Source organism: Peribacillus suis, from assembly GCF_059384845.1.
This window is the reverse complement of record NZ_CM182019.1, coordinates 1331282-1353677: the sequence shown is the minus strand read 5'-3', so window position 1 is coordinate 1353677 and position 22396 is coordinate 1331282. Positions and strand designations below refer to the sequence as shown.

Annotated in this window: 22 protein-coding genes; 7 read left to right on the top strand and 15 right to left on the bottom strand. The window is 39.0% G+C overall.

Annotation, left to right across the window (positions count from 1 at the left end):
* Positions 1–4: 4 nt before the first annotated feature.
* Entirely contained in the window at positions 5–1045 is a 1041-nt protein-coding gene (locus AC503W_RS06725) for a CAP domain-containing protein (RefSeq protein WP_402956176.1), read from the bottom strand.
* Between the two features lie 329 nt (positions 1046–1374).
* Here AC503W_RS06725 and AC503W_RS06720 point away from each other — a divergent pair, with 329 nt between their 5' ends.
* Positions 1375–1737, top strand: coding sequence for a YugN family protein (locus tag AC503W_RS06720; RefSeq protein ID WP_402868123.1), 363 nt, complete (start codon positions 1375–1377; stop codon positions 1735–1737).
* A gap of 104 nt (positions 1738–1841) precedes the next feature.
* Here AC503W_RS06720 and AC503W_RS06715 read toward each other — a convergent pair whose 3' ends face one another.
* The 7 genes from AC503W_RS06715 to cyoE all read right to left on the bottom strand — a co-directional run bounded on the left by AC503W_RS06715 (position 1842) and on the right by cyoE (position 8740).
* Positions 1842–2303 carry a DUF420 domain-containing protein gene (locus AC503W_RS06715; RefSeq protein WP_402868122.1) on the bottom strand — a complete coding sequence of 154 codons (462 nt, stop codon included), beginning with the start codon at positions 2301–2303 and terminating at the stop codon, positions 1842–1844.
* 239 nt (positions 2304–2542) lie between these two features.
* On the bottom strand, positions 2543–3445 hold the full coding sequence (ctaG, locus tag AC503W_RS06710; protein ID WP_494916498.1) for a cytochrome c oxidase assembly factor CtaG: 903 nt from the start codon (positions 3443–3445) through the stop codon (positions 2543–2545).
* A 150-nt stretch (positions 3446–3595) separates the two neighbouring features.
* On the bottom strand, positions 3596–3931 hold the full coding sequence (gene ctaF / locus AC503W_RS06705) for a cytochrome c oxidase subunit IVB (RefSeq protein WP_402868119.1): 336 nt from the start codon (positions 3929–3931) through the stop codon (positions 3596–3598).
* 3 nt (positions 3932–3934) lie between these two features.
* Entirely contained in the window at positions 3935–4564 is a 630-nt protein-coding gene (locus AC503W_RS06700) for a cytochrome (ubi)quinol oxidase subunit III (RefSeq protein ID WP_402868118.1), read from the bottom strand.
* Positions 4564–6435: a cytochrome c oxidase subunit I gene (ctaD, locus tag AC503W_RS06695; RefSeq protein ID WP_402868116.1), complete on the bottom strand. Its 1872-nt coding sequence runs from the start codon at positions 6433–6435 to the stop codon at positions 4564–4566. Before ctaD ends, AC503W_RS06700 begins: the two co-directional genes overlap by 1 nt.
* A gap of 24 nt (positions 6436–6459) precedes the next feature.
* Positions 6460–7542 (bottom strand): cytochrome c oxidase subunit II, encoded by a 1083-nt coding sequence (gene coxB, locus AC503W_RS06690; RefSeq protein WP_402868114.1) that lies wholly within the window; start codon positions 7540–7542, stop codon positions 6460–6462.
* A gap of 259 nt (positions 7543–7801) precedes the next feature.
* On the bottom strand, positions 7802–8740 hold the full coding sequence (gene cyoE / locus AC503W_RS06685; RefSeq protein ID WP_402956170.1) for a heme o synthase: 939 nt from the start codon (positions 8738–8740) through the stop codon (positions 7802–7804).
* A gap of 636 nt (positions 8741–9376) precedes the next feature.
* On the opposite strand from cyoE, the gene AC503W_RS06680 reads away from it, so the two are divergent.
* Complete coding sequence (locus AC503W_RS06680) at positions 9377–10360, top strand: COX15/CtaA family protein (RefSeq protein ID WP_402868112.1); 984 nt, start codon at positions 9377–9379, stop codon at positions 10358–10360.
* Positions 10361–10517: 157 nt separating this feature from the next.
* Here AC503W_RS06680 and pyc read toward each other — a convergent pair whose 3' ends face one another.
* Positions 10518–13955: a pyruvate carboxylase gene (gene pyc, locus AC503W_RS06675; protein WP_402868110.1), complete on the bottom strand. Its 3438-nt coding sequence runs from the start codon at positions 13953–13955 to the stop codon at positions 10518–10520.
* A 534-nt stretch (positions 13956–14489) separates the two neighbouring features.
* Positions 14490–14771, bottom strand: a complete 282-nt coding sequence (locus AC503W_RS06670) for an Fpa/YlaN family protein (RefSeq protein ID WP_402868108.1) — start codon at positions 14769–14771, stop codon at positions 14490–14492.
* 199 nt (positions 14772–14970) lie between these two features.
* On the opposite strand from AC503W_RS06670, the gene AC503W_RS06665 reads away from it, so the two are divergent.
* A complete protein-coding gene (locus tag AC503W_RS06665; RefSeq protein WP_402956166.1) occupies positions 14971–15474 on the top strand; it encodes a molybdopterin-binding protein in 504 nt (167 codons plus the stop codon).
* A gap of 60 nt (positions 15475–15534) precedes the next feature.
* On the opposite strand, the gene AC503W_RS06660 is transcribed toward AC503W_RS06665, so the two are convergent.
* The gene (locus tag AC503W_RS06660) at positions 15535–16863 is read right to left on the bottom strand and encodes a PhoH family protein (RefSeq protein ID WP_402868106.1); all 1329 of its coding nucleotides are present in this window, start codon (positions 16861–16863) and stop codon (positions 15535–15537) included.
* Positions 16864–17074: 211 nt separating this feature from the next.
* On the opposite strand from AC503W_RS06660, the gene AC503W_RS06655 reads away from it, so the two are divergent.
* The 3 genes from AC503W_RS06655 (at position 17075) to AC503W_RS06645 (ending at position 18434) form a co-directional block, all read left to right on the top strand.
* Complete coding sequence (locus AC503W_RS06655; RefSeq protein ID WP_402868105.1) at positions 17075–17674, top strand: YhcN/YlaJ family sporulation lipoprotein; 600 nt, start codon at positions 17075–17077, stop codon at positions 17672–17674.
* A gap of 147 nt (positions 17675–17821) precedes the next feature.
* Positions 17822–18022: a YlaI family protein gene (locus tag AC503W_RS06650; protein ID WP_402868104.1), complete on the top strand. Its 201-nt coding sequence runs from the start codon at positions 17822–17824 to the stop codon at positions 18020–18022.
* Positions 18012–18434 (top strand): hypothetical protein, encoded by a 423-nt coding sequence (locus AC503W_RS06645; protein WP_494916486.1) that lies wholly within the window; start codon positions 18012–18014, stop codon positions 18432–18434. Before AC503W_RS06650 ends, AC503W_RS06645 begins: the two co-directional genes overlap by 11 nt.
* 31 nt (positions 18435–18465) lie before the next feature.
* On the opposite strand, the gene AC503W_RS06640 is transcribed toward AC503W_RS06645, so the two are convergent.
* The 3 genes from AC503W_RS06640 to typA are packed head-to-tail and all read right to left on the bottom strand — an operon-like array spanning position 18466 to position 20936.
* Entirely contained in the window at positions 18466–18750 is a 285-nt protein-coding gene (locus AC503W_RS06640) for a hypothetical protein (protein ID WP_402868101.1), read from the bottom strand.
* Between the two features lie 7 nt (positions 18751–18757).
* Positions 18758–19066, bottom strand: a complete 309-nt coding sequence (locus tag AC503W_RS06635) for a YlaH-like family protein (protein WP_402868100.1) — start codon at positions 19064–19066, stop codon at positions 18758–18760.
* Between the two features lie 22 nt (positions 19067–19088).
* Positions 19089–20936: a translational GTPase TypA gene (gene typA, locus AC503W_RS06630; protein ID WP_402868099.1), complete on the bottom strand. Its 1848-nt coding sequence runs from the start codon at positions 20934–20936 to the stop codon at positions 19089–19091.
* A gap of 125 nt (positions 20937–21061) precedes the next feature.
* Between typA and AC503W_RS06625 the strand changes: the two genes are divergently transcribed.
* Positions 21062–21244: a YlaF family protein gene (locus tag AC503W_RS06625; RefSeq protein ID WP_402868097.1), complete on the top strand. Its 183-nt coding sequence runs from the start codon at positions 21062–21064 to the stop codon at positions 21242–21244.
* 96 nt (positions 21245–21340) lie between these two features.
* On the opposite strand, the gene AC503W_RS06620 is transcribed toward AC503W_RS06625, so the two are convergent.
* Entirely contained in the window at positions 21341–22144 is an 804-nt protein-coding gene (locus tag AC503W_RS06620) for an inositol monophosphatase family protein (RefSeq protein ID WP_402868095.1), read from the bottom strand.
* Between the last annotated feature and the right edge of the window lie 252 nt (positions 22145–22396).

The following is a 22396-nucleotide window of genomic DNA, read 5'->3' as shown; positions in this document are numbered from 1 at the left end:
CGTTTTATTTCTTCGCAATAAAGTTCTGTGTGTAATACTTTTTATAAACCCCTACACCTAAATCGGTAAACTCTTCACTCAACATCGTTTCCCGATGACCCTCGCTATTCAGCCAGCCTTCCATAACAGCCGCTGCGTCCACATAATTTGCTGCAATATTTTCGCCTGCCGCACTATACTGGATATTCCCCGCTTTTAATCGGTCAGCTAAATCCCCTTTGGTTTCAGAGACTTGTGTTTCTTCCTGAGTGCCTTTCATCTCTTGGCTATTAAGGTAAGCAATCTTTGCAATTGAATCATTCCAATTTAATGGCTTCAAATCAAACCTACTACGCATGATATTCGCAATATCAAATATTTGCCGTTCATTCCCTACTCTCACATTAGTCCATTCCTCTTCGGAAAGATCCTTAACAGGCACTAGCGAACCATGATAGGTCAGCTCATATGGCTGCTGTTTTAAAAGAGTGGAATCATCCAAAAACCGGACACTCGAAACGGTTCCAGAAAACTTATCTAAATACAACTGAACATGAATATCCCCAAGTTCTATCAATGGTCTCATATTCATATCCTCTTCAGACAATTCGAAACGGTAGACGCTATCGCCAGCCTCTATATCAACCGTTGGTTCTATATATAAGCTAGAATAGATAGCATCAATGGATTGGCCGATTTTAAAAGGGGAAATATTCACATTGTCCCCGATTCCGTATGCAGAAACGACTTTCCCATTTTCCATGGCCAATTGAAAATAGTCATTATAATCTTTATTATATATCCACCAATCATATCCATATGCGGACATATCAATTCGATCCGGTTCACCGAATTCCTTTTTGACCTCTTTTATATTCTTCCCAATTGTAATCGCTAATCCTTCTTTAGCCATTACTTCATCTTTCTCCATATGCGGATTCTTTTCATTTATCGTATCGTTAGGATTAACATCTTTGTTTCCATCTATGAGAGGATTCAGCTTTTCCTCCAGACCGATATTCGTATAAATGCCGATTATGAAAAAAACAATACTTAACAGCAACACCTTTCCGAACCTGCGCAGAGGACACACCCTCTCTCTATGCTTATGTATCTAATACTAGCTTTCTTTCCTGATTATAACATTGTTCCATCATAATTTTCTATTTAACGATAGATTACATCATTTTTTAATTTTGCAAAAATGGAACTTTTGTGAATCATAAAAATACAATGTCGAGTTCATTGCAACTTCCATCATTTCATACTATTATAAAATATAGGATAAAATGGTATATTATAAATATGCTTGGGGAATTTTCGTTACTTTCACTACATAATATTTTCCTTGTATGTCATTTTAATTCCCAAATGCAAAAATAGGAGGTACTACTCGTGAAATTTGAAAGCTTTGGAATTGAGAACATCACAGCCGACTTAAACCGATTAGATGACCTAATGCCGGAATACGGTTTAATACGTGCCGAACAATGGGACTATGAGAGAGTAAGTTATGACCGTAAATTCGAATTGAGAGAAGGCACTTTTTATCTGCGTATACTAGGATATGCCGTCGAAGGTGATGTGGGGGCTCATAGGGCCACAATGAAACTAATGGTTCCACTTTTAGGAAAACACTATTATCCACATGGCATTGAATATGGAGAAGGAGAGTTCTTCCCCCCTTCATTAGTGAAACAGTGTGAAAAAATCCTGGCTCAGGTTAAAGAGGAACTTACACAATTTAATGGACTGTAAAAGTGACTGGAAACTGAACAAACAGAAGAGAGGAATCTCTGAACACCCCTCTTTTCTTGTATCAAAAAGGCCTGATGTTTTTACACATCAGGCCTTTTTTAGTTTTATGATCCAAGAATCGCTTTAATCAGTGATGTTGTCTCTCCACCGTGATAAATGACATATAGTAAAAGATAAACGGCCAAACCAGTGATTCCAGTGAAAAACCAAATAATGCTAGTCGTAGGACCGATTTTTCTATGAATCGCATACTTACCTTTTAAACCTGTTGTCAGCATAATGATTCCAAGTACTGCCCCAGTAGTCGCAAGTGTGATATGGAAAATCAAAAAGATCGTGTAATAAATTTTAATATCATCCGGTCCTCCGAAAGATGTATTACCAACGAAAATCGTACGAGAAAGGTAGATAGTGAAGAAAATTATCGCAAAAATCGCGGCCACTATCATGGTCTTTTTATGTGTCTCTGTTCTGCGCTGTTTAATTTGGTACCAGCCTATTGCAACCGTGATTGAACTTAATACAATGAAAGCTGTGCTAATTGTTGGAAGAATCGGTAAAGACATAAGATGTAGTCCTCTCTATATTTATTAATCATCTATTATTCTATAAGAGGTATTCATAAAATTCAATAAAAGCAAGCAAACTTAACACAATGCTCACTTTTATCAAAAAACCAAGTCAAATAACTAGCCTTTCCTTGGGTTTCATGTTTAGCCTATATTTTGAAGTAAGAATACCGGAAACCCCTAACAAGGCAAATGAAAGACTTGTCCACTCAGTAGACAAGTCTTTCACGAAATGATCATTCTACAGTCTGGAAATCTGTAGGAATAGGGTCAATTTCGCTTTCACCGCCATTCTCCTTCTTGAACCAAGCAAAGAAAATGACACCTAAAACATATCCTAAAACGATTTCTTGAATGACCTTCATCAATACTCCACCTAGCTGTTGGTCTTCAAGCAAAGGCAGCCCATTAAACATTTCTGGACCACTGAGGGTCAGGCCTGACAATGCCGATGCAGGCACGCACAGTTCCATGGCACTAGCCCAAGATTCAGCATTAGTGAACGTATCATACATTGGATAATCGGCAAAAATGATCAATGCACACGCAGGGGTCATTAAAATGCCACTACCAAAAATATATGCTACTTTTTTAACCCCCGAAAGGCTTTCATATTCAGGAAGCTGATTAACCAAAGGAAACCACATCAAAACAGCTGTCACAAATAAAATCACCGTATAGCCTGCATGGACCAACATGCCAGTTTTGATGAAATCGAATACCAATGGGATATGATACAGCGAAAAAAGAACATTAAATAGCATAAGTGCAAAGAGAGGCTTCGTGAAGAAGCGAAACAGCGACTTCATTCCCCTCATATCTATTAAAGATCTCCACACCCATGTGGGTATCGCAATGATAAATAAGGGAGGTATCACCAAGTAAAGCAGTGCCATTTGAAACATATGTGCACTGAACATGATATGACTGAGCAAATCGATAGGCGACCCCTTGACCACATAAAGAAGAATCATGGCCATTAAGAAATAGACTACCTGTTTCAAGGGAACCGGTGAACTATCCTCAAATCTATTCCTGTACTTTGTCACCATCAAAAAATAGCCAATGGTAATAAGTACGAGGACGGCAAAGTAAAATGGACTCCATAAAGCACGAAAGCCAAAAATATCAATAGACATAAAATCACCTCGTTCGTAAACTTTTTTTCCATTACTATCCTTCTATTATACCTAAAATAAACCGCAGTAACAAATATAGATAAACCTGGATTTTACTGGGCGATAATTATAAGAAAACCGGCTATTTTAAAAATAGCCGGTCCCTATCTATCATATCCAGACAATCGTGATAAAAGCTAGCACTGTAATCAACCCGACTGCAAGGCCGGAAAAGAGAAACAATGTAATAGTGCCATGACCTTTATGCTTCATATGCATAAAATAATAAAGCTGGAAAATGACTTGTATAACTGCCAGCAATAAAATGACTGGCTTAATGAACCAATGTGAAAAACCTTCTATTCCTACAGCGGCAAATGCCACTAAAGTTAAGAAAATCATAAGACTAAAAGTAATTACTTGATGCTTCATCTCTTCAGCATTTTTCTTACGACGATATTTTAAATCGACATTCGGGTTTGCTGAATTTGACTGTTCATTCGCCATCAGTTATCCCACCATTCCCATTAAATATACGACTGTAAAGATAAATACCCAAACAACGTCAATGAAATGCCAGTAAAGACTTGCCACATAAAATTTAGGGGCATTATATAAATTCAATCCCCTTTTCGCATTTCGGAGCATCAGGGATATGAACCACATTAAACCGAAGGCAACGTGTCCTCCATGAAATCCGACTAACGTATAGAACGCCGAACCGAATGCACTACTAGTAAAAGTATGCTTAAATTCATGAACATAGTGGTTAAATTCATAAATCTCAAGACCGAGGAAACCAAAACCTAATGCCACAGTGATAACGATCCAAGCTTGCATTTGTTTAAAATGATTATTTTTCATGTGATACATTGCGTACACGCTTGTTAATGAACTAGTCAGCAAAAGCATGGTCGCAACAAACGTAAGAGGTAATTCGAATAGATCTTTTGCCAGTGCTGCATTTTCATTAGGAACTTTATCCTTTAATGCAAGATACGTAGCAAAAAGTGAAGCGAATAATACCGTCTCTCCACCAAGAAACAACCAGAATCCTAAATATTTATTTTTACCTTCTAAAGTCGCTTTCTCAGGAGAAGCAGGCCAAGTAGCATCCGTGAATTTTTCATCTGCTTGCATTATGCCTTAACCTCCTTATCATCATCGTCCATAAGGTCTTCTTTATGAATATGATATCCATGGTCGTCTTTGACAGAACGTATGAACATGGAACCAAATGTAATCAAAAGCCCGATTATGATTACAGGCAAGGTCCAATTTTTATCATCCATATTATATAAAGCACCAAATGCGGCTACAAATAAACCGAATGAAATTACTACAGGAAGGATAGAATTATTAGGCATATGAATATCACCAAGTGGCTCTGCTGGCGTCATTTCCTTTTTACCTTCCATTTTCTCGACCCAATATGGATCTAACCCGCGGACAAGCGGAAGTTGCTTGAAATTGTAGAATGGCGGCGGTGATGGGATGGCCCATTCAAGAGTACGGCCATCTCCCCAAGGATCATTGCCGACCTTGACGTTTTTAACAGACGTAATGATAACATTTATGACTAAAACGATGACAGCAAATGCCATTAGGAAAGCCCCTACTGTACTAATCATATTTCCTGTATTAAGTCCTTGGTTATCCAAGAATGTGAATACACGACGTGGCATCCCCATTAGACCAAGGAAATGTTGAATAAAGAATGTTAAATGGAAACCAATCAAGAAAGTCCAAAAAGTGATTTTCCCTAAGCCTTCATTTAACATCGTTCCAAACATTTTCGGCCAATAGAACGTAATCCCCGCCAATAAACCCAATACAACCCCACCGACGATTACATAGTGGAAATGGGCAACGACGAAATAGCTATCATGAAACTGGTAATCAGCTGGTGCAGCTGCATTCATGATACCTGTCACGCCACCCATTGTGAAGGAAGGGATAAAGGCGACGGCATAAAGCATTGGAACCGTGAATTTCACACTTCCGCCCCACATCGTGAAGATCCAGTTGAAAATCTTAATACCGGTAGGTACCGCAATTGCCATAGTGGCAACGGCAAAGATTGCATTTGCAATAGGTCCTAAACCAGTGGTGAACATATGATGTGCCCATACCATGAAACCTAAGAAACCAATTAAGACGGTTGCAAACACCATGGATGAATAACCGAATAATCTTTTTCTCGAAAAAGTTGCAAAGATTTCAGAGAATATACCAAAAGCAGGCAAGATCAAGATATACACTTCCGGGTGACCGAATATCCAGAATAAATGCTCCCAAATAATCGTATTACCCCCGGCTGCCACATCGAAGAAGTTGGCTCCGAACATCCTGTCAAACATCATTAATACTAGCCCGACAGTAAGTGGTGGGAAGGCAAATAATATTAATGCAGAAACAACAAATGTTGACCATGTAAATAGTGGCATACGCATATAGGTCATTCCTGGCGTACGCATATTGATTATGGTCACAAGGAAGTTAATCCCTGCAATTAAGGTTCCCAAACCGGAAATCTGTAGTCCCAGTACATAAAAATCAATACCATGCCCTTCAGAGTGAAGGGATAAAGATGCATAAGATGTCCAGCCTGCATCAGGGGCTCCACCTAAAAACCATGAAAGATTTAAAAAGATACCCCCGAAGAAAAACAACCAGAAACCTAATGAGTTTAAAAATGGGAACGCAACATCACGTGCCCCAATTTGTAGCGGCACAACCGCGTTCATTACCGCAAATACCAACGGCATGGCCGCCAGGAAAATCATCGTCGTGCCGTGCATGGTCAATATTTCGTTATAAAACCCGGCACTTACAAAATCATTATTCGGGATTGCCAGCTGGATACGGATGAACATTGCTTCCAAACCGCCGATCACAAAGAATAATCCGCCTGCAATTAGATATAAAATGGCGATTTTCTTATGGTCTACCGTAGTTAGGTAATCCCAAATCGTAGCGCCAAAACCTTTTTTATTAGCGTGCGTACTCACGATTTAACCTCCTTAATCAATGTTCTATTTTTCTTCCACCTTGAGCTCTAAAAGGTAAGCTGTCAGTGCATTAATTTCTGAATCAGAAAGCTCGCCGTAAGTACCGGTCATTGTGTTACCCGGTTTATACTTTTCAGGATTTTTGATCCATTTTTTCACGTTTTCTTCCGTGTGATCCAATACTCCCGCCACTCGTTCACGTTCGCCGAATGTAGCCAGGTTTGGAGCTTGACGGGCTGCTTCAGGTCTACTGTCATTTGGGGTAACCGCATGACATCCGATACAGCTTTTATTGAAGACCTCTTCCCCTTGCTTAGCAACATCCCCTTTTGCCACAGGTGCTTTTGCAGTCTTCATATCTTTAGTCCAAGCTTCGAAGTCAGCTTTTGATTTCGTAACGACCTTAAAATCCATCAATGCATGGGATGGCCCGCAAAGCTCAGCACATTTCCCATAGAATAAATCGTTAGAATTTTCTGCCTTTTCGCTATCGAATTCTAAGAAAAATGAATTGACTCCATCAGTGTTCGTATCCATTTTCCCTCCGGCAGCCGGAATCCAAAATGAATGTTTAACATCTGAAGCTGTCAAATTGAAATAAACTTTCTGATCAGTCGGAACGACCAAATCCTGACTGGTAATTACACCTAGGTCTGGATATTCAAATTCCCACCAATAAAGGTTTGCCCTAACGTTGACCACCAAAGCATCCTTCGTTTTTCCATCTTTATCTTTCTTATCCATTGCACTAGTGTCAGCTAAGTCAAAAGTGGTAACGACAGTCGGAACAGCCAGAACAATCAAAAGAAGGATAGGAATAACAGTCCAAATAATTTCGAGTTTGTGACTTCCTTCAATTTGTTTCGGTATTGTCTCGTCGCCTTTCTTTCGGCGGAAGCGGAATAAAACTACAACGAATAAAATGATTACTACAATAATCACCAGTACCATGATTAATGTGCTCAATACCAGTAAATCAAACTGTGTTTGCGCAACATCGCCAGCTGGCTTCAGCGTGGATAGGAATGGTTCACCGCAGCCCGAAAGGACAAGTCCTACTATACCCAGCAAAGCAATTAGGCGCCATTTGTGCAGCCTTTTTTTCATAGCTTCAGAAACCCCTCTTTCATCAAAATTTTCTCACAAAATTCAAAATGGGCGCTATTGCGAATATTCTCTCTATGTCAATTTCTTTAAAAGAAAGAATCCCTAAACTAAGGATTACTCTAGTGAATCAAACCGCTCTAAGGATGGAATCTCATGATGTTTTTCTGAATAATATGTATAGCGGTCAGTGTCCAATTTATTATCAAGTAAGGTGCAGCCCATTAACAAACGGGCTACAACCCTATGATGTATACTAAGTTTAAATAAGTGTAACGATAACCATCGCTACAAATAATATAGTCATATAATTAAGCGAATATACAAACATGGAAGTTGCCCACTTAATATCATCTTTCTTTTTATACCCCTTCAATCCCAAAATAAGCCAGCCGGTACTTAATAGTGCGGCCAAGACAACTAATGGAGTGCCTAAGGGAGTTAAAAAGAATGGAATGAACATTAAAGCAATGATCCATACTATAATTGATTTTTTTGCCCTTTTAAAGCCTTTTACAACAGGAAGCATTGGAACCCCAGCTGCCCGATATTCCTCAACCCGCCTCATTGCAAGGGCGTAAAAATGTGGGGGCTGCCAAAGGAACATGATAGCGAATAAAACCCACGCAATCACATCAAGGTTTGGATCGATCGCTGCCCATCCAATCAGGGGTGGGACCGCTCCCGAGATACTGCCTATTATGGTATTCGAAACAAATCTTCTTTTGAAAATCATCGTATAAAGAACCACATAGGCGAATACGCCAAACGCCCCAATCAATAGCGTCGTCATATTAGTCAAGGCAAGTAAAATAAGTCCTGTAATAATCAGTCCAAAACTTAGGAACAACACCCTGGAAGGTTGTGCTTTTCCAGTTACAGTAGGACGGTTTTTGGTTCGTTCCATCAAATGATCGATATCCCGATCATAGTAATTATTAAAACTGCAAGATCCAGCCATGATAAGAGCCGAGCCTGCAAGAGTATAGAACACCACATCAAGATTACTAAAAAAGCTAAGTCCTGCAAAGTGAATCGCTAACCACACCCCAGTAAAAGCCGTGATTATATTTGAATTGACAATCCCCACTTTAATAAGTGCCAGAAAGTCTTTCCAGGCTGTAGTTTTTGGTATATCCGATTGAAGGGTGTCTTTACTGTCCTTCAAGACAGCTTCTGACATACCCCTTGTTTCTGACATTTGTTTTCCTCCTTTGAATCACTCAAAAACATGCAAAAGTAAAAGGTAGCACACTTAGTACATAACTATAAATCATTATTTCATACTTTTCTATATTTGTAACCAAGGAAGCGCAAACAAAAAGTAAATAATTTACTTTTTGCCTATATCATTGAAAATTTAAGAAACCATTCAAAGCAACTATACTATATAGTGTTCATCCATAACAGTAAAAATTAGTAAAATCATTTCTTCAATATATTAAAACACATTTTTGGAAGCTTTTGTGAAATTTTTTCGAATAATTTTTGACCAAATTGTGTCGAGTTATTTTTCGATGAAAATACTGTAAACATCATGAATTTCACTTAAATCGCCATGTGGCGATCATTATGGAAATATCCTACATATTCCCCCATTTCACTCTTTTTTACCATCCCCACTTCTTCAATTTTTATCAAATTCCCTTCTGAGTTTCAATCCATATTGATGGTAGCATTTAGGGATGCACTTTTTTTCGAACTTGTAAAATCATACTATTTTGTGTAATATCGAGGAGGTTCTACAAATATTTATCAATTACATTATGATATGATAATATGGTATGGATTTAATAAAACTAACTAATATGACTCCAAGAAAAAGGTGGGACTACTGGTGAAATCGTCACTTAAATGGTTTGCTGTTTTAACTACGATTGTAATGCTCTTTATCTTAATAGGGGGAGCCTTAGTCACAAAGACCGATTCCGGCATGGGCTGTGGTAGATCATGGCCATTATGTAATGGTCAATTAATCCCCGAAAAAATTACGTTCGCATTGGTTATTGAACTCTCCCATCGGGTTGTCTCAGGTGTAGGCGGATTCATGGTCCTGCTTTTATCAGTTATGTCTTGGCGAAAAATAGGTCATATTCGCGAAGCCCGCTTTCTATCGATTCTTTCATTCGGCTTCCTAGTTCTTCAAGGATTAATAGGAGCTGCTGCAGTTCTTTGGTCTCAATCTGATTTTGTTTTGGCTCTCCACTTTGGTATTTCCCTTATATCCTTTGCTTCCGTATTTTTATTAACCCTATTGATTTTCGAAGTGGACAAGAAGTTTGAGGCTGATAAACTGATTGTTGACAAAAGAATGGGATTTCACATTACCGGCATTTTGATTTTTTGTTTACTGGTCGTATATACCGGTGCTCTCGTAAGACATACTGAATCTAGTCTTATATGTAAAGATTGGCCTCTATGTGGGAATGGAACCTTCCTACCTACTAACACCTATGAATGGATACAAATGGGTCATAGGGCGATAGCAGGGATGATTTTCTTATGGGTTTCCTACGCTACCTTTTTGGCACATAAACACTATAAACATCAACGGGTCATATATGGTGGTTGGAATGCAGCATTCATTTTAGTCTTTTTACAAGTAACCGCCGGAGCTTTCATTATCTTTTCTAAACAAAATCTATACATTGCATTGGCACATGCTTTATTTATAGCCTGTTTTTTCGGGGTGATGAGCTATTTGCTTCTTCTCACTACAAGAAGCAAGAAAAACGCATTACTTATTGAAAAGGAGAATCAAGTTTCTTCTATTAATGAACGAGATGAGGGAATTGTATCACCGACCATTCCTGCCAGATGACGTCTGACTTTTCAAACAATAACAGGTATACAAAAAGCCATCATTCAAAATGATGGCTTTTTGTATACCTGTTAAAAGGATAGCCTGAAAGAGGGCACTCCAGATGTTATCCCATCCGTGCGCCCTCTTTCAAAGCTAGTCTCTGACTCTCTTAGAGTTACTTAGTTATTTCAATCAATAGATCACCTGTACTGATGGCTTCTCCGTCTTTAACATAAATGTCTTTAATTGTACCAGAGAAAGGTGCTTGTACAGTTGTTTCCATTTTCATGGCTTCTGTAATGATCAGGTGATCACCCTGCTTGACTTGATCGCCTTTTTCGACGACAACGCGGATGACCGTACCAGGCATCGTAGCCCCAATATGTTCTTTATTTTTGGTGTCAGCCTTGATTTTGGTTTGCACGGACGATTTAATATTCTCATCCTTGATGATGACTTCACGAGATTGACCATTCAATTCAAAATACACAACCCGTGTGCCATCAGGCAATGGCTGTCCAATTGACACTAATTTAACGATAAGGGTTTTCCCCTTTTCTATTTCGACTTCGATTTCTTCTCCTAATCTCATGCCATATAAGAAAGTGGCTGTGTCTAGGTTGGATACATCGCCGAATAACTCTTTCGTTTTATTATAATCCAAGAATACTTTAGGATATAGGGCATATGCAAGCACATCGAAGTCTGTGACAGGACGTCCCACTTCTCGGAACAACTCTTCTCTTAATGCATCAAAATCTACAGCTTCCAGTAGTTCACCTGGTCTAACTGTAATCGGTTTTTTCCCTTTCAGGATAACTTCCTGAAGTTCCTTTGGAAAACCTCCCGTTGGTTGTCCCAAGTACCCCTCGAATAATTCAATAACGGAATCAGGAAAATCAATGGCTTGACCCTTTGTAAGGACATCCTCTTCCGAAAGGCTATTTTGTACCATGAATAAGGCCATGTCGCCTACAACTTTTGAAGATGGTGTCACTTTAACGATATCTCCGAACATGACATTGACGCGTCGATACATTTCCTTCACTTCATGCCAACGATCTCCAAGACCTACTGCTTTAGCCTGCTGTTGTAGATTACTATACTGTCCACCTGGCATTTCATGCTTATAAACTTCCGTGTGGGGTGCATTCATGCCACTTTCGAAGTCTTTATAGAACTTCCGTACCTCTCCCCAATACTCTCCTAGACGTTCAAGTGAATCCACTTCAAGTTTAGGCTGTCTACCCGATCCCTCCAGTGCATAATGAAGGGTTTGAATACTTGGCTGCGAAGTTAAGCCTGCAAGCGAGCCAATCGCCGTATCCACAATATCCACTCCTGCTTCAATGGCTTTTGAGTACGTAAAGATACCATTTCCGCTCGTATCATGCGAATGCAAATGAATAGGTAGAGAAGTCGTTTCCTTCAATTCCGATACAAGACGGTAAGCCGCATCCGGTTTCAAAAGACCTGCCATATCTTTGATAGCTAGAATATGAGCACCTGCATGCTCCAATTCCTTCGCCATGTTTTTATAGTATTCTATATTATATTTGCTGCGCGATGAATCATTCAAATCACCTGTGTAACAAATGGCCGCTTCGGCAATTTTACCAGATTGGCGGACAGCATCAATAGCCACTTCCATCCCTTTTACCCAGTTTAAGCTGTCGAAGATCCGGAAGACATCAATACCCGCCGCCGCTGATTTCTCAACGAATTCCTGTATGACATTGTCGGGATAGTTTTTATAACCCACTGCATTGGAAGCTCTTAAAAGCATTTGTAACAGGACATTAGGCGCTTTTTTCCTGAAACTTAACAAACGCTCCCATGGATCTTCTTTCAAGAAGCGATAGGCTACATCAAACGTTGCCCCGCCCCACATTTCCATGGAAAATAGGTTTGGAAGTAATTTTGCCGTAGGCTCTGCAATGTCCAGTATATCCTTTGATCTAATTCTTGTAGCCAATAATGATTGATGTGCATCACGGAAAGTCGTATCCGTAATTAATACTTCTTTCTGTTCCTTAATCCAGTTAACCAGGCCTTCTGCTCCTCGTTCGTCTAGAATATTCTTCGTACCTGGAGTAAGCGGCAGATTCTTGACATCCGGAATCGGTGCTGGGTCAAAGACCGGTTTTTTCTTCGTTTCCACACCTGGAAAACCATTCACCGTTACATTGCCGATATATGAAAGCATTTTTGTTCCACGGTCTTTTCTGACTGGGAAGTTAAACAATTCAGGCGTTGAATCGATAAATGAAGTATCGTACTCGCCCGTAATGAAATTCTTATGTTTGACAACATTCTCAAGGAATGGGATGTTTGTTTTAATTCCACGAATCCTAAATTCCTTCAGGTTACGCACCATTTTGGAAGCAGCCTGCTCAAATGATAGTGCATGTGTTGAAAGCTTGACTAGCAAGGAATCATAATATGGGGTAATCACTGCACCTTGGAATCCATTACCTGCATCCAAACGTACGCCAAATCCTCCACCCGAACGGTAAACCATCATTTTTCCAGTGTCAGGCATAAAATTATTCAACGGATCTTCGGTTGTCACCCTTGATTGGATTGCATACCCATTTGTTTTAATGCCCGCTTGTTCTGGAATGGCGATCTTTTTACCATGTAGTTCATGGCCTTCGGCAATCATGATTTGCGATTGAACAATATCGATTCCTGTAATCATTTCGGTAATTGTATGCTCTACCTGAACCCTTGGATTGACTTCAATGAAATAAAATTCACCATTTGCCACAAGGAACTCCACTGTCCCAGCATTGACATAGTCAATATTTTTGGCCAATTTGACTGCAGCCTCGCAAATCTCTTCTCTAAGGCTCTCCGGAAGCGAAACTGAAGGAGCAACTTCAACGACTTTTTGATGACGTCTTTGCACCGAGCAGTCACGTTCATATAAATGAACGGTATTACCGTGAGAATCTGCCAAGATTTGAACTTCGATATGCTTTGGATTTTTAATGTATCTCTCTACGTATACTTCATCATTCCCAAAGGCTGCTTTCGCTTCAGATTTACAGCGATTGTATGCTTCTTCGGTTTCTTCAAGTTTTTCGACAATACGCATGCCGCGTCCGCCTCCACCAAGTGAGGCTTTTATAATAATGGGGAAGCCATACTTCTTACCGAATTCTTTTACTTCTTCCACGCTTGTTACTGGTCCATCACTGCCTGGAATGACCGGAATACCAGCCAGTTCAGCTTGTGTTCTAGCTTTTACCTTGTCCCCAAACATATCTAAATGCCTTGATTCAGGTCCGATGAAGATAATTCCCTCTTCTTCGCAACGTTTAGCAAAATCTATATTTTCTGAAAGGAAGCCATAACCAGGATGAATAGCGTCAACTCCACTCATTTTGGCAATTGAAATAATCCCTTCAATATCCAAATATGCATCGATTGGCTTTTTACCTTCACCAACCAGATATGCTTCATCAGCCTTATAGCGGTGATAGGATCCGTAATCTTCCTTGGAATAGATTGCAACTGTACAAATGTCTAATTCCGTACATGCCCGAAAAATTCGAATCGCAATTTCCCCGCGATTTGCCGCAAGTACCTTTTCTATACGTTTAACCATTGCTACCACCCTAATCAATATGTATTTTTATAAATATATAGAAAAAAAGTGTGAGAGATATCACAACTTTCCATTCTCCATTAATAGAGATAACTTAAACGTCCATTTCATTAAGTGAATAATGAAAAAGAATAAAGCGAAATTTTTAAATAATTACTATTATTATGATATACCAACTTTTCGTACTTTTCACTTTAATAAGTAATTAATATAACCATAATACTAAAATAAACTGAATACAATAAAAAAATAAAAAATTTCTTTCGTTTATATTTAAAAGTATTTTTCAATCCACTTTTTGTCTTAGTGCCATTGGATCAGCAACCGTATTCAAGTTTTGTAGAATATTAAATGTTGTGAATGAATTTGATACATCATTACTAATATAAAAACATAAAAAGGACTAAACAAAGAATGTTCCGCCCTATTAGTATAACACTTTTAAAATAAGTATAACCTATTTAATTGATTATGTATACAAATAAAAAACTCAAACAATCATCGAGATTTGTTTGAGTTAGTATGTGCTATATATTATTTTTTTAATGATGCTTCATGTAATACTGACAATTCTCTTTCGAGTGTCTCTAAAAGAGATTTGCCTTCCAATTCCTCTATTAGGTCTAAGCGTACAGCAAAATCAATTTCCCGTGATAGACCAAACATTTGAGTATCCAGTACCTCTTCATATAAAGGACATTGAGGCATAGTGAGATTCTCCATTTGAACTTTTATCAATTTTAGAATCTTGTCAGCATCTGCCTTTAATAAAGCAAAAGCTTTTTCTCGATGATTGACAAGCATTTCAGATGCCATGTTAAATCCCCCCGCTCAGAGCGATTATATCTTATCTTTAAATTCTACCTTTAGTTGTCTTAAAAAGCAAGGATATTGACAAACTAAATGAATAACGAAACCTGGAAGAATTGTGCCGATGCATGCTCGATAATGTGACAATTCTCCTGTAATTGATTATAATTGTACATGTATGTGAGCAAAGGAAGGAATGAGATATTTGGAATCCATCGTGTTTATTAACGGAAATGTGAAATATCCTCTTACAATAGACCCTGGAGTATGGATCTTCGATGACCGTAAAATTGAGATTGATACATATTTCAGTGAAGAAAGAGTACAGATCAATGAACTAGAAGATTATACTAAGAAAGCTTCTAGACATTGGCAAAAAGAAATTCAAGAGGGAGCGGTTCTACCCCCTACAATAAAAACAGAACGGAAATTCGAGAAACAACGATTACTTGAAGGTTCTTTTGGCATTCTGTTTGAACCTTTTTTAAAAAATGCCGAACCCGCTGATGATGCAACCGAAGTTATCGTTACTTCAGAAGGCAAAGAATTGGCGTTTCCGCTAGAAGATGCCATGAAATTTTTCATCGGGTTTTCAAAGGATGGACAACCACTTAAAGTGTCTGAAGGTGGTCCCATGGAAATTTATTTTGGTGATGGAAGTAATATCGACAATCCAATCAAGTATGTCACGTCTTTTACAGTCAAATAAGCTCGCCGATAGCGATACTCCAGAAAATGGCAGGGGATTTTCCCCGTGCCATTTTTTTATTTATAAAAGCGTTGCAGCAAGCTGTGCCAATGTAGATCTTTCCCCTTTTATCAGCTTGACATGCCCAGCAATCCGCTCCGTCTTGAATTTTTCGACTACATACGTCAAGCCATTATTATATTCATCTAAATATGGATGATCAATTTGTTCTGGATCTCCCATCAACACGATTTTGCTTCGTTCCCCTACCCTTGTTAAGATAGTCTTTACCTCATGTTTCGTCAGATTCTGTGCTTCATCAATGATGATGAATTGATCCGGTATGCTCCTTCCCCTAATATACGTCAGGGCTTCTACTTCAATCGAACTCATCCCTGCTAGAATGGCATCCAATTCTCCTGGTTTCTTGGTATTGAACAAGTATTGCAGATTATCGAATATAGGCTGCATCCACGGCTTCAATTTTTCTTCCTTTTCTCCAGGCAGATAACCAATATCTTTACCGACCGGTACAATTGGCCTTGCGACAAGAAGCTTCTTATAATGGGCTAAATCCTCTGTTTGCAACAAGCCTGTTGCCAAAGCAAGTAACGTTTTCCCAGTGCCCGCCTTACCAATTAGTGTCACAAGCTGTACATCTGAACGAAGCAACAAATCCAAAGCCATCGTTTGTTGAACATTCCTAGGCTTAATTCCCCATATATGTTCCCCTTCATACATCAACTTCTTAACAGTCTTACAGTTTTCATTGATGATCCCAATCGCCGAGGCTGAGCTTCCTAGTGTATCCTTCATGAGGAGAAATTGATTGGGATAGTATTGATCTTCTGACAACTCTTCAAGTTCTAAATAACTTTTTTCATAAAATTTATTTAGGTTGTCAATTGAAACAAATATCTCTTTATATCCACCATAGACATGGTCCAATTCAACGACACGGTCATTTAAAAAGTCTTCTGCCTCAAGTCCGATAGCATCTGCCTTTACACGCACTAGTGTATCTTTGCTAACGAGGATGACCGTCTTTCCCTCTTCCTTCGTCTCTTCTTCCAATGACAAATTTTTAGCAACCGCCAATATTCGATTATCATTTGTTTTCTCGACAAAAATTTCCTGTAGTTCATGAAAAGAACGATGATTAAGTTCTATTCGTAAACTTCCTCCATTATGAAGCGGGATACTCTGGTGTAGTTTCCCTTTTTCCCGAAAATGATCAATTAATTTCGAAACCTGCCTTGCATTCCTTCCGATTTCATCCATATACCTTTTCTTAGAATCCAATTCTTCTAATACAACTGCTGGAATGACGATTTCATTAACCCCGAATGAATAAATAGAATACGGATCCTGCAACAGGACATTCGTATCTAAAACATAGATTTTGTCCAATATGACGCCTCCTGCCTGCTCTTTATCGGATATACCTAACAATGACTGCTCTTAGCAGTTATGTAGCGGACGAGACTGTTGATAAAATATATGTCCCTTTGTATAAAGATAGAAGAACAATTACAGACTATAAAGAAATCTTCCTTGATATAAAGATGCCAAATACACAATATGATCAATGAATTCTACGAGTAAAAAGGAGACGGAACTCTTGCGCAAACAAATTTTTTCATTGGCTGCACTCTTACTGATGTCAGGTTGTTCGACGGATCATGCAAGTGACGATTCAAAAGACCAAGCTAAAAACGGCTTAACCCAAGTTCATAACTCGACCATTCAGGAAAGCGATCGCAGGACCGGACAAGAAACATCCAAAAGGCTAACGAATCTGGCTCAATCAGTACCTGAAGTGAATGATGCCACCGCAGTTGTAATTGGGAAATACGCCCTGGTGGGGATTGATATCGACGCGGACATCGAACGCTCACAAGTCGGAACCGTTAAATACTCGGTTGGAGAGACATTAAAGAATGATCCTCATGGTGCCTATGCGATTGTCGTAGCCGATCCAGATTTAAATGCACGAATCAAAGAAGTTGCAGCAGACATTAAAAATGGCGAACCAGTAAGGGGGATATTAAATGAGTTGGCAGATATCACAAGCAGAGTCATACCTGAGGTACCTGGTGACACCTTGACACCTACCCCTGCAAAGGTTACGGATGATCAAGGGAACTCGCCCCATAATCAAGATGACAGAAAACAATTAGAAAAAGAACAAAACGAACAGTCCAATCATCATAAAGATTAACCTTTTCACCCCGTGGAATCTTCTTCGGGTTTTTTCTTATGTACAATTGCAAATCCCACACGGGAGACTTGTACTTTATCCTCGTTTTGGCATGAAATTATTGGTATACTTAAACACATACTGAAATCGAAGTGAGGTTCAATAATTATGAAGGTAAAATGCGTAATATGCGATCAAATCGAAGACATACCAGATGATAGTCCAGAAGCTAAGAAGCTACGTAACCGTCCTATACATACCTACATGTGCGATATATGTAAACAACGCATTGAAGAACGTACGAATGAACGGATTGCCACAGGCAATTTTCATCTCTACCGCACGATAAAAAAAGAAGATGAATGGTAAATCGTTCAATCGGATACTCCTGATTGGTCTGTTCAATGGATTATTACTTGGCTTTATAACGAAATGGATTGAAGTGTCCTCAGGAATAAAAGTGTATCAGCTTTTATTGAACGTGGATTTCATTCCTATTTTTGGGGAAATCCCTTGGAATGAAGCATGGCTATTTTCTTTTCATTTATTTATATCAATCTTCCTTACTTATGGCTATGCCTATATTATTCAAAAAAGAAAGATTGTGAAGCGATTTGCCTTTGCTAATTTATTCATCATTCCTGCCATCCTGCTTTATTTTCCATTGGCTTTCCTTTCTAAAACCACGGTTATTCCTTCTTTTGACTTGTTCACATTCTTATTGTGGGCACTTGCACATTTTATTTATTCTCTGTTCCTTCCATTGTCCATACAAAAATGACCGTGCGGAAAACCGCACGGTCATTTTTGTATTACTCGATATTTTTATACTTATCTGGCTCAAGTTGTATCTGATCCAACATGATATCAATTAATTCAATCGGGAAACGTTGCTTTTTCATTTCGTCTCCTACTTTATATTCAACAAAATAAAAAGGTTCTGTTTTTGTAACGGAATCAATCCTCACCTGGTGGTCGTTCTGAAGCATCTGCATAAAAAACATTTCTGTTTCTCGTGCGGCTGTATCATCGGGCCTTTCATCACAAACAACTCTTATCGTCAGCCAATTGTATAAAGCATCTTGTAATGATTTCATAGCTCACTCAAGCCTGTTCTTCTTTTTTCGAATTATGAAGACGAATCTTATAAATTCCAAGGACAAGAGATGCTATGACTAACGCTTCCCCCATTGGGAGAAACACAGCGAAGAAAGAAAGAAGGGTACATCCAAGTGCCATTACCGCATAGATAATCACATTTTTGAGCAAAGGTAGCTTTTTGGCGAAACCTAGCTGATAGACAAGGATGCATAATCCAAAGATTGTTAAATACAAATACCACATTCCCGCTTCAGGGTTCTCATCCACTCTGTACAACGCTGCAAAAAATGATAATCGCTCTTGGATATCCAATCTTTACTCCTCCTCTAGCTAATTATTTTTCTTCAACAGCCACTTTTTTTCTTTTAGCTGCTCTTTCACGTTCGTTTTTATCAAGAATTTTCTTACGAAGACGGATTGATTCAGGAGTTACCTCACAATACTCATCATCGTTCAAATACTCAAGTGCTTCTTCAAGAGACATGATTCTTGGTTTCTTCATTGAAGAAGTTTGATCCTTATTCGCTGAACGCATGTTTGTCATTTGTTTTGCTTTAACGATATTAACCGTTAAATCTGCATCACGATTATGTTCGCCGACAATCATACCTTCATAAATGTCAGTACCTGGTTCAACAAAAATGACACCACGGTCTTCTACTTGCATAGTACCGTATTGTGTTGTTTTTCCTGATTCCATAGATACTAATACACCTTGACGTCTTCCGCCAACTTGGCCTTGTGCCATTGGTTGGTAGCTGTCAAATGAATGGTTCATGATACCGTAACCACGAGTGATTGTTAAGAACTCAGTAGAATAACCGATAAGTCCACGGGCTGGAATCGTGAATAGTAAACGAACTTGACCGCTTCCGCTATTGACCATGTCTAACAACTCGCCTTTACGTGCACCCATGGATTCCATGATAGCACCAGTATGCTCTTCTGGAACATCGATTTGAACACGTTCAACTGGCTCGCAACGTACGCCATCAATAAGACGAACGATAACTTCCGGTTTCGAAACTTGAAGCTCATAGCCTTCACGTCTCATGTTTTCAATCAGGATAGAAAGGTGAAGCTCTCCACGACCAGAAACAATCCATACGTCCGGAGAATCAGTATTTTCTACTCTTAAGCTTACATCTGTTTGCAATTGGCTTTTCAAACGCTCTTCGATTTTACGAGCCGTTACGAATTTACCTTCACGTCCTGCGAATGGGCTGTTGTTTACAAGGAAAGTCATTTGTAATGTTGGCTCATCGATACGTAGGATTGGAAGCGCATCAGGATGCTCTACTGGGCAAACCGTTTCACCGACGTTGATATCTTCCATACCAGAAACGGCGATTAGGTCACCAGCAACAGCTTCCTGGATTTCAACTTTTTTCAAGCCGATATAACCAAAGATTTTCGTTACACGGAATTGCTTAACTGATCCATCAAGCTTCATCAATGAAACTTGTTGTCCTACGTGCATTTTTCCGCGGAATACACGACCAACACCGATACGTCCTACATAGTCGTTGTAATCAAGTAAAGCCACTTGGAATTGCAGTGGTTCTTCTGAGTTATCGACTGGAGCAGGAATCGTTTCGATAATTGTTTCGAATAATGGAGTCATGTCTTTTTCTTGTTTAGTAGGATCAGAATCCAAGCTTGCTGTTCCAGCAATACCTGAAGTGAAGACTACTGGGAAGTCTAATTGTTCTTCTTCAGCGCCAAGTTCGATGAACAAGTCGATAACTTCGTCGACAACTTCATCTGGACGAGCAGAGTCTTTATCAATTTTATTCACGACAACGATAGGCGTGATTTTTTGTTCCAAAGCTTTTTTCAACACGAAACGTGTTTGAGGCATACAACCTTCATAAGCATCGACAACAAGTAAAACGCCATCGACCATTTTCATGATCCGTTCTACTTCACCACCAAAGTCAGCATGACCAGGTGTATCCAAGATATTAATTCTTGTGTCTTGATATTGAACTGCTGTATTTTTCGCAAGAATCGTAATTCCGCGTTCTTTTTCAATAGCATTAGAATCCATCGCACGTTCTTCAACGTGTTCGTTTTCACGGAAAGTACCAGATTGCTTAAGCAACTGATCCACTAAAGTTGTTTTACCATGATCGACGTGGGCAATGATGGCTATATTACGAATATTTTCTCTTAATTTCAAAAAATTCACTCCTAAAAAAATTTGGTGTTTAACGTATCACTAGTATTAACTTACATATTATATCACAAACATGGTAGAAACAAATAACGAAATTATGTACAATAGAATTATTAGGGGTGATTTTAATGAATATTAAATGGAATTTCTTAATTTTAGCGATACTGGCTACAGCAAGTATTGGCTCCATTGGCATCTTTATCGCGATAAAGAGCATACTCGGAATAGTAGCTGCAATCGTTGTGCTATGCGGAATAATGGGGTATGGCTTCTCTCAAAAGAAAAAACTGCGTGAAGCAGGAAAGTTATAAATAAAAAAACTCGCTGCTGATAGCGAGTTTTTTTATTTATAACTTTATACTCCGAAAATTTATTTTCCATTAAAGGTTTTTCCTGCATATCGTTCACTACTTTCTTGAATTATCCGACAAGTATCGTTCGAATACTTCCTTATGTAGACCAGGTTTAGAAACAAAAAGAGAATCTCCTGATAGGAAGTTCAATTCCTCCCCTTTAATGTTGGTCACTTCCCCACCAACCTCTTCAATAAGTAACGCCCCTCCAGCAAAGTCCCATGGCATAAGGCGCATCGTTATATAAGCATCCAGGCGTCCAGCAGCTACGAAAGCAAGTTCCAGTGCAGCTGATCCGTATGATCGTGTTCCCCTGACATCACGGACAAGCGGGGCAAGGAGGTTTGGATCGATTCGGCGGTTTTCCGTTACCCAACTCGCATTCATCGATAGAATGGATGTACTGACAGAACCTTCTTCTAACGGGGCAAGCCTTTGTTCATTCATAAAAGCTCCCTGCCCTTTAACAGCATGGTATAATTCATCATGCACAACATCATAGACCATGCCGATTTTCCCGATGCCATCCTGGTATACACCGAGAGAAATGGCAAAATTCCGCTGTTGGTGGATAAAGTTCAATGTACCATCGATGGGATCAATAATCCACACCGTCCCCTTTAAATCCTTTATCTGATTCCCCATACCCTCTTCTCCAAAAATACGATGGTCAGGAAATGTTTCATTTATATGTTCAACAAAGAATTTTTCTATTGCCTTATCCATATTCGTTACCAAATCATTGGGATTCGTTTTTTCCTCGATATTCAGCTTGGTTTCAAAGGACGCCCTAAGCTTGACCCCCGCTTCCCTCATCCATACCTTCGCATATGTATCCATTTCTTTAACCGATGCCATCATAATATCCCGTCCTTTGTCTTCAAAACTACATTAAATAGATATTCTAAAGAGTAATGCAAATATACCATGACTTCAAGTTTTTTACATCTTCACATTTTAAGCTTTTTAAAAATTTCAAATTCAATCCACTTAAATGAACAGTCCACCACTTCAAGACTTCTTTCCTTTATTCATCAATAGAAATATTCAAATCCGCTACTGGGAACACTTCAGGTATATAATGAAAAACGGACACATTATTTTCTAAAA

Excerpts from the sequence above, each read along its gene's own strand:
- pyc (WP_402868110.1), bottom strand. The coding sequence starts at position 13,955 with ATGGTTAAACGTATAGAAAAGGTACTTGCGGCAAATCGCGGGGAAATT.
- AC503W_RS06640 (WP_402868101.1), bottom strand. The coding sequence starts at position 18,750 with ATGAAATCATTACAAGATGCTTTATACAATTGGCTGACGATAAGAGTT.
- AC503W_RS06645 (WP_494916486.1), top strand. The coding sequence starts at position 18,012 with ATGAATGGTAAATCGTTCAATCGGATACTCCTGATTGGTCTGTTCAAT.
- AC503W_RS06620 (WP_402868095.1), bottom strand. The coding sequence starts at position 22,144 with ATGGCATCGGTTAAAGAAATGGATACATATGCGAAGGTATGGATGAGG.
- AC503W_RS06625 (WP_402868097.1), top strand. The coding sequence starts at position 21,062 with ATGAATATTAAATGGAATTTCTTAATTTTAGCGATACTGGCTACAGCA.
- cyoE (WP_402956170.1), bottom strand. The coding sequence starts at position 8,740 with ATGTCAGAAACAAGGGGTATGTCAGAAGCTGTCTTGAAGGACAGTAAA.
- coxB (WP_402868114.1), bottom strand. The coding sequence starts at position 7,542 with ATGAAAAAAAGGCTGCACAAATGGCGCCTAATTGCTTTGCTGGGTATA.
- AC503W_RS06650 (WP_402868104.1), top strand. The coding sequence starts at position 17,822 with ATGAAGGTAAAATGCGTAATATGCGATCAAATCGAAGACATACCAGAT.
- AC503W_RS06670 (WP_402868108.1), bottom strand. The coding sequence starts at position 14,771 with ATGGCATCTGAAATGCTTGTCAATCATCGAGAAAAAGCTTTTGCTTTA.
- ctaG (WP_494916498.1), bottom strand. The coding sequence starts at position 3,445 with ATGTCTATTGATATTTTTGGCTTTCGTGCTTTATGGAGTCCATTTTAC.
- AC503W_RS06715 (WP_402868122.1), bottom strand. The coding sequence starts at position 2,303 with ATGTCTTTACCGATTCTTCCAACAATTAGCACAGCTTTCATTGTATTA.
- AC503W_RS06700 (WP_402868118.1), bottom strand. The coding sequence starts at position 4,564 with ATGCAAGCAGATGAAAAATTCACGGATGCTACTTGGCCTGCTTCTCCT.
- ctaF (WP_402868119.1), bottom strand. The coding sequence starts at position 3,931 with ATGGCGAATGAACAGTCAAATTCAGCAAACCCGAATGTCGATTTAAAA.